The sequence below is a fragment of the Elizabethkingia miricola genome, assembly GCF_001675285.1.
Lineage (GTDB): Bacteria > Bacteroidota > Bacteroidia > Flavobacteriales > Weeksellaceae > Elizabethkingia > Elizabethkingia miricola.
The window spans coordinates 1-12,732 of record NZ_LSGQ01000032.1 but is presented as its reverse complement, the minus strand read 5'-3'; the positions used below and the strand labels follow the sequence as shown (position 1 = coordinate 12,732).

Annotated in this window: 11 protein-coding genes; all 11 read right to left on the bottom strand. The window is 34.3% G+C overall.

Features of this window, described 5'->3' with window-relative positions; genetic code table 11:
- Window positions 1–77: 77 nt before the first annotated feature.
- Window positions 78–599 (bottom strand): methyltransferase domain-containing protein, encoded by a 522-nt coding sequence (locus ATE49_RS18435; protein WP_233174262.1) that lies wholly within the window; start codon window positions 597–599, stop codon window positions 78–80.
- A gap of 7 nt (window positions 600–606) precedes the next feature.
- On the bottom strand, window positions 607–1,362 hold the full coding sequence (locus tag ATE49_RS18430; protein WP_065083293.1) for an SDR family NAD(P)-dependent oxidoreductase: 756 nt from the start codon (window positions 1,360–1,362) through the stop codon (window positions 607–609).
- Between the two features lie 352 nt (window positions 1,363–1,714).
- Window positions 1,715–2,530, bottom strand: a complete 816-nt coding sequence (locus ATE49_RS18425) for a hypothetical protein (RefSeq protein ID WP_233174263.1) — start codon at window positions 2,528–2,530, stop codon at window positions 1,715–1,717.
- A gap of 245 nt (window positions 2,531–2,775) precedes the next feature.
- Entirely contained in the window at window positions 2,776–4,959 is a 2,184-nt protein-coding gene (locus tag ATE49_RS18420) for a thioredoxin-like domain-containing protein (RefSeq protein WP_065083292.1), read from the bottom strand.
- A 4-nt stretch (window positions 4,960–4,963) separates the two neighbouring features.
- Complete coding sequence (locus tag ATE49_RS18415; protein ID WP_065083291.1) at window positions 4,964–5,866, bottom strand: ABC transporter ATP-binding protein; 903 nt, start codon at window positions 5,864–5,866, stop codon at window positions 4,964–4,966.
- A gap of 256 nt (window positions 5,867–6,122) precedes the next feature.
- Complete coding sequence (locus tag ATE49_RS18410) at window positions 6,123–6,338, bottom strand: (4Fe-4S)-binding protein (protein WP_065083290.1); 216 nt, start codon at window positions 6,336–6,338, stop codon at window positions 6,123–6,125.
- Window positions 6,339–6,423: 85 nt separating this feature from the next.
- On the bottom strand, window positions 6,424–6,879 hold the full coding sequence (locus ATE49_RS18405) for a heme-binding domain-containing protein (RefSeq protein WP_065083289.1): 456 nt from the start codon (window positions 6,877–6,879) through the stop codon (window positions 6,424–6,426).
- A gap of 2 nt (window positions 6,880–6,881) precedes the next feature.
- The gene (locus ATE49_RS18400) at window positions 6,882–7,463 is read right to left on the bottom strand and encodes a DUF3347 domain-containing protein (protein ID WP_081278512.1); all 582 of its coding nucleotides are present in this window, start codon (window positions 7,461–7,463) and stop codon (window positions 6,882–6,884) included.
- A 753-nt stretch (window positions 7,464–8,216) separates the two neighbouring features.
- Window positions 8,217–9,482, bottom strand: coding sequence for a thioredoxin family protein (locus tag ATE49_RS18390; RefSeq protein WP_260256201.1), 1,266 nt, complete (start codon window positions 9,480–9,482; stop codon window positions 8,217–8,219).
- 466 nt (window positions 9,483–9,948) lie between these two features.
- Complete coding sequence (locus ATE49_RS18385) at window positions 9,949–11,559, bottom strand: FISUMP domain-containing protein (protein WP_065083287.1); 1,611 nt, start codon at window positions 11,557–11,559, stop codon at window positions 9,949–9,951.
- A gap of 24 nt (window positions 11,560–11,583) precedes the next feature.
- Window positions 11,584–11,784 (bottom strand): hypothetical protein, encoded by a 201-nt coding sequence (locus ATE49_RS18380; protein WP_081278517.1) that lies wholly within the window; start codon window positions 11,782–11,784, stop codon window positions 11,584–11,586.
- Window positions 11,785–12,732: the final 948 nt, after the last annotated feature.

Below are 12,732 nucleotides of genomic sequence, written 5' to 3'. Positions count from 1 at the left end.
CTGTCGAAGTTTTATACTTTGACAGGGCTTTTTGATATTAATCATTCAGAATGCGAAAAATTCTTTCGGAACCAATCCTAATATTCAGCGATAGCAGTATACATCACATCATTCCGATAAACAGATTTACGCTGGGCAATTTTTTCTGTTTTAGGATATCCTAACGTAGCGAAAAGTTCTTTTAATTCAACGAAGCTTATAGGATAAGGAACCCATGAATTTGCTCTTTGAGTATCATATTCAATAATCACAAACCTTCCTTTCGGCTTCATTTTTAACTTAAGCTTCCTGAGAAGCTGCTTTTTGTCCAATATATAATGAAGAGAGTTTGCCATTAGAATACCATCCAGATTTTCTATATGTTTTGGAAGGCCTTTGGAAAAGTCATGCTGAATAAATTCAGTTTTAATCCCCGGATTTACAATCGGGAGGGTTTGATTATCTTTATCTATTGAGTAAATCTCACTGCCGTCAGAAAGAATTTCTGCCAAGGCACTGGTATATAAACCACTTCCACATCCCAGATCAGCCCATTTTTCAATGTTTCCGGAATCCTGAAATGCGGGATTAATCATATTGATAGCTTCAGTAAGAGTCAAAGCCTTTTTATAAGTGAATACCTCCGGATACTTCTATTCTTTGGCCATTAATCCATTTAGACTCATCGGAGCAAAGGAAAGCTACTACAGAACCTATATCATCAGGAAGACCAACGCGTCCTAAAGCTGTTCCGCCAGCAATATTTTTGTTAATCTCTGCATTGTCACGAACAGCACCACCTCCAAAATCTGTTTCAATGGCGCCAGGCGCTACAGCGTTCACTCTTATTTTCTTGTTACCAAGCTCCAAAGCCCAATATCTGGTGATTGTTTCCATTGCAGATTTTAATCCTGCATACACAGAGTAGCCAATCATGGAAAATCTGGTAAGTCCGGTCCCTATATTCACAATGCCTCCGCCATCATTCATAAAGTTTATAGCGCTCTGTACAAGGAAGTAAGGGCTTTTCAGATGAATATTCATAAGTGTATCAAAAGATTTGTCATCTGTGTGCCCCAGAAGAGTTGGGAGCCCTATTCCGGCGTTGTTTACCCAGTAATCTATTTTTGCACCATCAAATTTATCGTTAAGTATATTGGACAGCTGATTAAAGAAGAGATCGAAACTGCTTTGTCTTTCTACATTAAGCTGAATTGCTGCTGCTTTTCTACCCAAAGCTTCTACTTCTTTTATCACTTCATTCGCTTCATCCTCTTTACTGTTGAACGTAAATATTATGTCTTTTCCGCCTTTAGCCAGATTCAGAACCATATCTTTTCCCAACCCGCGGTTACCACCTGTTACAACTGCTATTTTATTCATTATTAATGTTTTTATTGATTAGGTTATCAAAGTTATTATAAAATAAATCAGCAAAAAACAGGAGGTAGTTAGTTTTAACTATGTATCGTATTTATAATATTAATATCATCAGATATTATTATAAAGTGTATAATGCAAATTAGTAACTGTTTTTTTATTTCTTATAGTCTTTTTAAGGTAGCAAAGGCTAGAAGGAGCTTAATTTTCTCAAACCCTAAATAGTGGAAATAATTTTATCATTCAAGCTGAGCTGAGTTTATGGTGAATTTGATGAACTAAACTATTGAAGCCTACATTTTTTGAATGAATATCTAAGCGGGGCTTGAGTAAATATAGATTTAGTTGTCATACTCTAAGGGCATATTTTTTTGCCTTCTTTTCCTATAATGCTGTCTACTTTTTGATAAGAAAACCCTAGAAAGTTTTGTTTTCCGCTTAAGTATAATACAGATCCGGGATCAGGATCATGAATAGTACTGCAAGTATATCCAGTTTCAGTATTAGCCGCTGCATAGACCCAGAAGACTTCTTTTTTGCCATTACTAAGTTCTATATTCCAGTAACGATGATGGTAATATTTTCCGTGAACAGCACCCGTTGATGTGATTTCAGCGCTATAATGCACTTCTTTTTGTGGCATGTAATAGATTGCTGTACATGTAATCTTATCAATAATCCACAGGCTAACCGCTATAAGAATGAAGACATTTAAAACAGCTATAATTTTTTTATATAAGGGTTCAGTTTTTTGTATAAATTCCTGAATAACGGTTTTTATTCTGATTTTGGAGCTATGACATAAAACGGCAATGAAAAATAATATTATGAGAATATTAATAATATAGATGATTATATAATTTTTATTCCATAATAGCTCTCTCTGCCATACAATGTCTGACTCCATAAATAAAGTGAATATTACGAGAGGAATCGCCCATGACATAGTGAACTTATTAGGAGAACGAAAAAGAGATATGATAAATACAATTATGGTGAGACCAAAATAAATAAGCAGAGCAACTGTAAGCTTCATCTTTTCCGGAATTGAAGGAATCATAAAGCTCAGTCCAAAGAGAAGTAATGTTAAAGCTGAAGGTATAAGCCCAATGAGCATTTCTTTTTTGTTATTCGTTTTCTCAATAACCTGTGGCTGCGTTTTCTTTTTCATCTCTTATGGCATGTCAAAATTTTCATCTTTATATTTTCCGGCTGCTTTCGCTATATGTAAGCCCAAATTATTTATAGGGATTTTGTGAAGTCAAGTGCTGATTTTTTAGCTTTTATCAAATATAATAAAAGCTGATGATTATTCATATTTTGGAGAAATATTGTTTCGGAGATTAGAGCGTTCAATAAAAAAACCTTGTCCATTTATATAAAATAGACAAGGTTAATGCTTTATTTATAATGAAGTTAATCTTTTTTAATCTGATTCATGATCTCAACAAAATTATCTTCATTCGGTGAAGGCGCATTCATATTGTAGATTTTGCCTTCCGGATCCAAAATAATAAATCTTGGGATTCCCTGTATTCCATAATCCATAGCAAACTTATTAGAATCTGCCAGATGCCATTGCAGTGTTTTGGACGGTTTCGTTTTTAAGAAGTTTTTCCATCTCTGCTGATCCTGATCTACGCTAATAGAAATGAATTTAATATTTTGGTAATATTTGTAGCTTCTTTCTCTGGCTTCAAATGCAGGACGTATTTCCAGACAAGGCTGACACCAGGTAGCCCATAAGTCGATGATGACATATTTTCCGCGGAACTGAGAAAGTTTTTGGGCTTTTCCGTTATGATCGGTAAAGCTGAGATCGGGGAAAAGCATACCTTTCTGGCTCTGATTTAGTGCCGTTAACTTGCTTTTAAGATACTGCTTTACCTCTTTATCCTCGATATAGTCAATTTCAGAACGGTACAGATTATTCCGCGAAGCACTATCAGATTTCAGTTCCAGCGATTTGTAAAGTTGTGTACCGACAAGTCTGTCTTTTTCTATTCCGGCAGGCAGTGTATTAAGCTTATTAAAAATAAGGCTGTCATTGCCTTCTGCATTAGCTTGTCCGGCCATCAGCTGATTTAATCTGTAGTCCAGATAGTTGTTGTTTTTCTTTAAAAGACGTACCGGGCTTTTTACAGTGTTTTGCAATTCATTCATAAGCCCCTCCGGAGCGGAAGCAGCATCGGATATTTTTCTGTAATTATCGATGTTGCTAAGGAACTTTATAGCCAAAAGTTGTTTTCTGTATTCTTTAAATTCATTGGAAAGGCCAAAATTTTCAGATGTAGAGAATTTACTAAGGTACTTCTTACTGTCATCCCATTCCTTTTGTATTTTGTTATAGAATTCTTGTGGATTTTTAAATTCTTTATTGTCCAATTGATATTGGAAATTTCCGGCAAAGTCCTCTTCTGTATCAATATAGTTTTGCTCTGCTTTTCTGTTGCTTTTTACATAGCTCAGCATTTTTGTAGCATTCAAACGGAAGAACATGTCAAACCAATCGCCTTTACCAAATACCAATGGATATTTCTTATCTCCGAACTCCATAACATATTCATCCATCGGAATATTCTCTTTTGTTTCCCATTTAAACTGATTATTTGTAACAGGTATAGACGCTATTCTTTTATGAAAGTCTTTGGTGAAAATACGTACTGAATCTATTTTTACATCGGTCTCAAATTTTCCGGCAATACTTGTGAGCTCCGGATTGGCTTTGGGAATAACAGGTTTTGTCATTGTAAAGAAAATGCCCCCAAAAATAATAACAGCAATAATGCTTACAAAAAGAGATTTTTTGTTACTGATAAAGGCACTGCGAAATCCTTTTTTTGCATACCAGAAATATCCGGCAATAAGAAAGACAAGCATCCAGAATAAACTGAGGTATTCCGAATAAGAAACAATATGATTAAGACTTCTTACATTATTGTTTTTACTCATAATGTAGAAAACATTGTATGGTGAATATTCTATATTAATCCTCTGTACCAGAGAGAAAATATTGAGAATAAGTCCTAATATTCCTAATAAAAAAGGCCAGATAAATCCGGAAATTATAACAGAAATCATAAGTTGCAAGGCTATAATTCCTAGTGCCGACATCATAATCCTGAACAGGGTTTCGCCCAACCAGGTAAAACTAAGGTCCAATACTTTAGCCGGATCTGGGTATATATAGTATTGTGCAACAGCAACAATAGCTGTTACCAACAGAAAACTTACTGCACAGATAAAAGCCATAATAACCAGGTTGATATACTTGGCCATATAGATGTTCAGCTTGCTTACAGGTTGGGTTTCCATAAGCAGCCATCCACCATTTTTGTGATCAGTCTGGGCAATTCTGTTTGCTGAAATAATAATATACAGCAAAAAGAAAAACATAACGAACCCCTTTAGCGAGTCCTGTACAGCGGTTTCGATAATTGGATATTTTAGAGTTGCTGCATCGATATTATGATCCTGAAAAAAGTCTGTTATAAATCCTAAAAGAGGCATAACAGCACCTATGGCAATAGCAAGGTATACCAATCCTAAACCTTTGGTCTTTAACCATTCTACTTGTATTGCAATTAATAGTTTTTTCATCGGTTTAGTTTTTAGTTAGTTCTATAAACCAGTCTTCAAGACCAGTGTTACTCTTTAATTCAAAAATTTCAGCTTGTTGAGAAACGAGAAGACTATTTAGTGCGATCACTTCTTCTTTGCTGCCTACAGCACATTCCATGGTATTTTCATTAATGATTTTCGGACTGTATACAGATGGTATTTTATCTATAAACTGGTGTGCATTATTAATACCAACCTTTACTCGGCTATACTGGTAAAGTGTATTCAATTCTTCCTTACTTCCCATAAATTTTATTTCACCATGAGAAATAATGGCCAGATGTGTGATCATTTTTTCGATTTCCTGAAGCAGATGGCTGGATATGAAAATAGTAATTCCTTTCTCACGATTTAGCTTCAGAAGCAGTTCCCGAATTTCGATCATTCCGTTAGGATCCAGGCCATTTACAGGTTCATCCAGAATAAGCAGCTCTGGATTTCCTAAAAGAGACATCGCTATGGCAAGTCGCTGTTTCATTCCAAGAGAATACTTTTTCATTTTGGTATTCCGTGCATCCCATAGACCAACAAGATGCAAAACTTCTTCGGCATTTTGTTTTGGAAGCTGTCTTAGTTGTGAAAGTACCATAAGATTGTCCCAACCGGATAGATGATCGTAAAATGCAGGATAATCTATCAATGAGCCTATCTTGTTGAATCCCTCAGGATAGAATGTATCCAGTTCTTCGCCGAAAAGTTTAATGGTTTTATTGGTATCGGTAAGTGCACCAATGATGAATCTCATAGTTGTTGATTTTCCGGCCCCGTTTGCACCCAGGAACCCAAAAATACTTCCTTTCGGAACATTAATAGTTAGGTCTTTTAATATAGGCTTCCCTTTATTGAAAGAGAAGCTTAAATTTTTAATATCAATTGTGTTCTCCATAGTAGTTTATAATGTGATCTATTTATGTTTGATCAGTCTTGGGGAAAACAGAATTGTTACAAAAAAAATGAAACTCAGATGCAGTAAGGATAAGGATAGGCTCTGGAAACCTTTTGTGGATGGGGTTTTGAGTATTTAATAAAAAACCTTACAAGCATTTAGAGCCTGTAAGGTTATCTGAATTAAAAATCTGTTGTATTGTCTTAAAAGATAAAGTCGAAATTGTAATTCGTTCCTATCATTTTTCTTTTTACAGTTAATGATTTAACCGATATCCTAATGCTCCGGTGGGGCATCGTTCAATCTGTTGCTTCAGTTCGTCTGCAGTTGCTTCAGTGGGTGTAATCCAGGGTTTATCCTTTGGGTGATATACTTTAGGCAATGTTTTTACACATACTCCGGCGTGCTTACAACGTGAAGGGGTCCAAAGGACTGTGATATCCTTGTTTTCCGAGTATTCTTTTGTTTCCATCTTATTTGTTACTTATTGTTCTATGTATAAAGTTAAGCAAAAAATGCTGATTATAAATAGTAAAAGCTCCATCATAAACAGAGAATTAGTCATTCATGTGAATAGATTCTATCCACTTGAAAAGCTCTTGCTTTTGTGCTTCGGATAGCTTTGCATGTTTATGAATCCCTAAATAAGAGGGAAGAGGCATTTTATTGTTTTCTATTTGATCTTTTATTGCACTTAGTTTATTTCTTTTCTTACGGCTGCTGTAATTTCCCCATTCGTTGAAATTCAGTTCCTGTTTTCCTTTATTAATATGCATTTCCAGAAAGTAACTTACAGGCTGAACATAAGAATAAAAAGGATAATTGGTATTGTTGCTGTGACAGTCGTAACATGAATTTAGCAGTGTGCGTTTTATACTTATAGGCGGACTGTAAATCCGCATGAAATCAGAAGAAGGAGCCTGTCCTTTATTTATATTCCGGACAGGCTGGAAAAACTGAATAAACAATAAAAGAATAATTCCCGCAAAGAATACTTTTTTGATTGCTTTCATTGTTATAACTCTTTTTTTACAGATCCACAGTCAGACATTTTTGGTCCATAGTAAGGATTTATAATTTCTTTCTTTTCACTTACCCATACAGCACCTTTTTGTTTATTATACATCGGACAAAAATCCAGATAAAGCTTTAAACCCGCTGTACCAAAATTATCAGTAAGGTCATTAATATCTCTGCTCAGTAATGCGAAATGTTCCCTCTGATGTTCAACATTTCCAGCATTGGTACTAATGTGCTCGGCATTTTCACGAATGCTTTCATAGATATCAATAAATATAGACTTCTTTTCCTTATCCAATGTATCTGCATTGGTGGTTTCCAGAGTTTCGAAGAGCTTTTTTGCTGCTTCAGCAGTAGCTTCTCCATCATCTTTTGTTAGTGCATTTTTTATAAACAGATAGCTGCTAATGATTTCTTTTACTGAAAAGGGAGTTTCAGGTTCTTCTGCTCCGGTGACATCTTCAGAATTATTTTTATTTATAATATTTTGTCTCTCTTTGTCTTCAGATTTTATTTTTTTGTCGGCACAGGCTGACAGGCTCAGTCCTATAAGTGCTGTTATGATGATATTTCTCATTTTCAGAGTATGTTTTTTTTAGATGAGTTATTTATACCAGTTATTTAAGACTGAAATATTATATTCAGAAATACAAATAGGTATGTGGATTGATGATTTGTAGTTGTCCTAATTAAGCAGGCTAAAACTGCATCACATTTTATGATGTAAATATTACTGCGGACAAAATACAATTTAGGCTATACGTAATGAAATTACCTTATTTTAGGTGTAAGCCAGATAAAAAGAAAACCTTTAGAAATATTGTACTCAGGATTAATAAAAGACGACCTGTTATAGTGCATCGCTTTTTCAAAACTGAAATTTTGTGAATCAGGAAGAAGGGTAGTAGTACAGCAGGTAAGACACTTGCATTGTTCTGTACAGTTTTGGCGGTTCTGTCGGGAATTACAGCCTTCACAACCATTGCAATATTCTTTTTTTGATAATTCGGCTTTATAAACGGATTCCGATACAGGAAATACATTTATACCACAGGCAGTAACTTGTCCGGGGATAAAAAGAAATCCAAAGAGGATTATGAGTATGAATCGGTATTGCAACATATTAACGATAACAAATTTAAAAATTTATTTTAATAGTAACTCTCTATTTATCATTATACCGAAATTTATATTTTGTAGATATGAAAAAAACAGGCAACCCTTTTGAAGTTGCCTGCAAGAAAACTTTTAAAGAACACTGTAGTGTCATTAATAGAGCCCGGTGTTTTCACCGGATGAATATAGATTAATAGTAGAATATAGTAATGATTTAAAAATTTATAGATGCTCCTCTGGATATAATTTTCCCATTGGCGTCTATTAATATTAATGTAGGCACTCCTGTTACACCATAATTTTTATAATTATCACCATTTTCTCCAAGGTAATCACAATAGCTATCCTTCCAGGGGAATGTCTTAGCCTTATTATTGTATTCAGCTTTATCTTTGTCGGCTGATAATGTTATAATATGAATGCCTTTATCAACAAGCTTTTGGTAATTATCTTTCAGTTGTTGTAATTGCTTGTCACATTCATCACAGTCTGTAGACTGATAGAAAAATAATAATGTATGCAGGCTTGTATTATCTGCTGTTTTTAGTGTTTTGGTTATTTGTTTTTTATTACTTACATCCTTTGAAATAATAAGATCAGGAGCCTGACTTCCTGTAATTCCTTTTGTATAAGAGGCCAGATCCCCATCGAATTTTGATATTTTTCCGGAACCTGTTATCATTGTAGCTATCATTGCTATATATTCATCTTGTCCTTTTTGTGAGAGGTAATAAGCTGTTCTTTGTGCCAGGCTTGTATAAATTACATCTGAATTAATCTTGCTGCTGATTTTTCTAAAATCTTCTGCAAATTGTTTTGGATCATTTATCAGCTGGGTATGGATATTTATCCATGTACTGATGATACTGGACCAGAATCCGGAGGTGTACAATACCTGCCAGTCCAGTTCATTAATTATATACTGATGAATATTTTTTGCTTTATCTTCTTCTTTTTCAGTTAACACAGGGTTTATACCCTTTGTAATATTTACAATCTGAAGAAATTGGCTGATATAATCTGAATTGGATCTGAGTTTATCCTGAAAGTTGCTGTAGGCCTTAGTCTGATTTTGATATTCCTGTTGAAAAACCGGATAATTTACATCCGTTGGAGCAAAAGCTTTTAAAGATTGCTGCATGGCTTCATATCGGAATAAGATTTTTTGCTGCTCCCGGGACAGTTTACTCAGTTGGGTATTGCCTGTGTTATTGGTATAGATAATACTTTCTTCAGTAGGCTGTGCTACTATACAGCTTACCGAAAAGTCTTTTCCGGGAATATACATATCCAATCCGCCCCCTTCTGTAGTTCCGGTAATCAGCCATCTGCTCATGCCATGATAAGGTACATACTCTTTTGGAATAGTTAATCTGAATGTCCCATTTTGTGGAATAATTCCTTTATATATAACCTTTTGGTTATTGCCCTGAAAGATAGTAAAGTCATAATGCTTTCCTGCAAAATGAGGAAAGTTCATTTCGACACTTTGTGCCTGTATTGTTAGACAACTAAAGACGAAAAGGAGAACAATTACTTTTTTTAAGTTCATATTATATTCTGAAATCTGTATTGTAAAATGAATGATATTTTCAATCATGAACCAAAACCAGACTACTGTATTCATCTGGTTTTTGTTACTAAGCTTTTATTGGGATAATTTAATTATCCTGGTGCCTGGTTAAATTTCATATTCAAAACTTTTTTGATCTATTTCCTCAATTTTCTTAATTTAAATAAACTTTGTTTGTTTTTTCAAACATTAAGACATTCAGCTAATTAATAAAGTAAAATTTGATTTAAAATCATTAAGGCTTAATTGTTTTAATTCTTTAACGCTAAAATATTTTACAAATTTAAGCAAGAGGCTTTTAGTTTTTTAGGCGTCTTTCTTTTATATATACTTAAAGGCTTCTAAATCCTTATTTATAATATAGTTTCTTCAGTTAGTTGGCGATACAACGAACAGGCAGTGCATTGCCACTTCCAGCTGAAAAAGTTGTAGAATTGGTAACACCAGGAAAATAAGTATTATCAAACTGTAGAACATTATAACTACCATTGCCATTACTTGTCCAATACCATCCCGCACTGTTTCTCTGTTGTATTGTAGAGGTGGCATCACGGTATCCTGCGGCAGGAAGAGAGATTGAATAAGCGGTATTGATTTTAGAAGTAAATATTCTGAAAGAGTCGTAACTTGTATAAGAAGATAGCCAGGACCCCTTTACAGTGTTAGAATTGTAAGTTCCACTTCCTAACGTTCCATTTAGGCCTTGAATAAGAGACTGAAGCTCTGATTGAGTAGGTATTCTGTAACCACTCGGGCAAGGGTTGTTACGGGCATTTGCACCGACCCAGGCATCATTATTAGTTTTATCACCATTATAAGTATAACTAATAGTAGCACTTTGTTGATCTAGTGTCTGAGAAACAGATTCAGTCTTTGCTCCCCAATTATATTTGGCACCATGAACTAATGCGTTATTAGACGGATTATTTGGATCCTGACTATAATCGGCTCCAAGGTTGTGACACATAAAATTTGTATTTATTCCGTTGATATTAGCACCACATTTTGCCAGTTTTATAGTAAGGTTTCTTCTGTAACCGGGTTTGATCAGAAAACTATTGGGCAGCCCTATAGTTTTAAGAGCACCTCCGCCAATGGCCACATCGGCTGAAAAGGAACCCATTTCAGAGGCGTTTATTAATATGTTATTGGCTGTTTGTGTAGTTGCCGCGGAAGACAAATTTGGAAATACAAGTGGAATACCTCCTGAAGCCGCATTAGCATAATTACTGATACTACCATCGGCCAGACTTATAGTTGATGTTGTATAATGCGGAGTAATTTTAGCATTCTGAATATTTGTGATATTACCATAGCCTGAAGCATCTATTATAGTCGTTATTTCTGTTATTTCATGATTTAATGTAATGGGTATTTTATTAACTATGTTAGCCCCATTGGGTGTAAAAGAGGTTTTTACAAACATGAAATCCCGGTTGGCATCATTATATTGAAGTGTTGTATCGGAAGCACTATATGCAGGTAGATAAGAACTTCCATAGGAGTAGGCAACAATAGTATAATTAACACCGTTAGTCAGCATTAACGGATTCCCCTGAATGCTATTGCTTGCTCCTATTGTATAGTCACTGTAACTTTCTGCAGTTGTGCTATTGTTATAAGCAATTACCCGAAACTTCATACCTTGGGTTAAAGGACTTCCGCTTATTACTGCAACAGGATTTAAACCTGCAGAGTTTTTAAGAGAAGTTGTAGCCGGTGTATATTCTACAGATATAATATGACTGGGATCCACCAACACGCTATGAGTTTGCGCGACATCTGTTACTGTTCCCAATTTTGCTACGGATGCTTGTGCATTTCCGGATACATCTGTAAAAGATGTACCTAGTAAATTAACATTCACTGCTGAGATACCCGATGCCGAAAGTGTATTTTCAGAATCAGTAGTACGGCAGGAAGTTGTCCATAGTAATAATGATATTACCGCCAGAGATGCAGCCCTTTGTATATTTTTGTTCATTTTCTGTGTTTTATTTATTCACTATTAGTATGGCGCTATCAGGGTTGTATCATCCTGCCCGTCCCATTGGGTTGTAACTTCACCATTTGTACCTGTGCCAACAGGTACCGTAATAACAGATTGCACAGCAATACCATATTCCATTTCTATAAAATCAATTGTTATAGAAGGAGGTATATAATCTTTTTTACAGTTTTCTACACTTGTTTTTTCATTTTTTTTCATTATTTTCATTTTTTTGTTGAATAGAGTTATCCTTCAGGAATACAATAGTACTCCTGTTTTAGGTGTTTTATTGATACTACAAATCATACAGAAGTCTGAACAACTGTATAAAATGAATATTTAATTAAGAGAGGGGATTTGATTTAGTAAGATCTCGCAAGACCTTGTTTTTTTTGCTGGGTTGTTCATCATCTTTTGTTTTTTTGTATTTGTTATATCATAATACTCTTTTCATAAACTGTTTTTTAGACAGAGAATTATAATTGGATTGTGTTTTTAGATTTGTCAATATTTATTTTCTTTTTATAAAGAAAATGATACTAATAAGTCTTAATGCAAAATTGAATTTTTAATTGTATTAAAAAAATGACAGATATGTGTTATTTTTTTGGACATCTGGCTGCTTTTTATATTCATTCTTTAATAGACTCTGTGACTGGGATAAGAGGAATTTGATTGCCTGGCTATTATTTCTGATAAAATATAGTACTTGGAAAAGGCTTTGAAAATTCTGTTAATTAAAAATGGGTAAACCTGATTGGTGAAGGTTTACCCTTAAAACTGCCAATTAACAAAAGCATGATGAGAATTACAAATCCGGTACTTTACCAGAATACATCAGCAGTTTTTAAGTAAAAAGTGATTAATTATTTTAATAAAAGTTGATTGCTAAAAAAGCGGGCGGAGAATGATGAGGAATCCGCCCGAAAACCGTAAGGTTTCACAAACAAATGATTTTAATTTTATTCTCAAGTGTGTTATAGAGAATCTTCTTATTTATTTGGGGGAAATATAATGCTGTATTATTGTCTGGATAATAATATAATTAGTCTTTATGCACTAAGAATTGCATAATAGATATGTATTTGTGTTTGTTCATTATTCGTGTTTGTTTTATGCAAAATTATAGCTTAGTAAGGTTTAGTTAAATAACAGATATGTGTCATT

What these genes read in the sequence shown, in the direction of transcription:
- ATE49_RS18430 (WP_065083293.1), bottom strand. Translation starts at nt 1,362, where the DNA reads ATGAATAAAATAGCAGTTGTAACAGGTGGTAACCGCGGGTTGGGAAAA.
- ATE49_RS18385 (WP_065083287.1), bottom strand. Translation starts at nt 11,559, where the DNA reads ATGAACAAAAATATACAAAGGGCTGCATCTCTGGCGGTAATATCATTA.
- ATE49_RS18390 (WP_260256201.1), bottom strand. Translation starts at nt 9,482, where the DNA reads ATGAACTTTCCTCATTTTGCAGGAAAGCATTATGACTTTACTATCTTT.
- ATE49_RS18405 (WP_065083289.1), bottom strand. Translation starts at nt 6,879, where the DNA reads ATGAAAGCAATCAAAAAAGTATTCTTTGCGGGAATTATTCTTTTATTG.
- ATE49_RS18380 (WP_081278517.1), bottom strand. Translation starts at nt 11,784, where the DNA reads ATGAAAAAAAATGAAAAAACAAGTGTAGAAAACTGTAAAAAAGATTAT.
- ATE49_RS18410 (WP_065083290.1), bottom strand. Translation starts at nt 6,338, where the DNA reads ATGGAAACAAAAGAATACTCGGAAAACAAGGATATCACAGTCCTTTGG.
- ATE49_RS18415 (WP_065083291.1), bottom strand. Translation starts at nt 5,866, where the DNA reads ATGGAGAACACAATTGATATTAAAAATTTAAGCTTCTCTTTCAATAAA.
- ATE49_RS18400 (WP_081278512.1), bottom strand. Translation starts at nt 7,463, where the DNA reads ATGAGAAATATCATCATAACAGCACTTATAGGACTGAGCCTGTCAGCC.
- ATE49_RS18425 (WP_233174263.1), bottom strand. Translation starts at nt 2,530, where the DNA reads ATGAAAAAGAAAACGCAGCCACAGGTTATTGAGAAAACGAATAACAAA.
- ATE49_RS18420 (WP_065083292.1), bottom strand. Translation starts at nt 4,959, where the DNA reads ATGAAAAAACTATTAATTGCAATACAAGTAGAATGGTTAAAGACCAAA.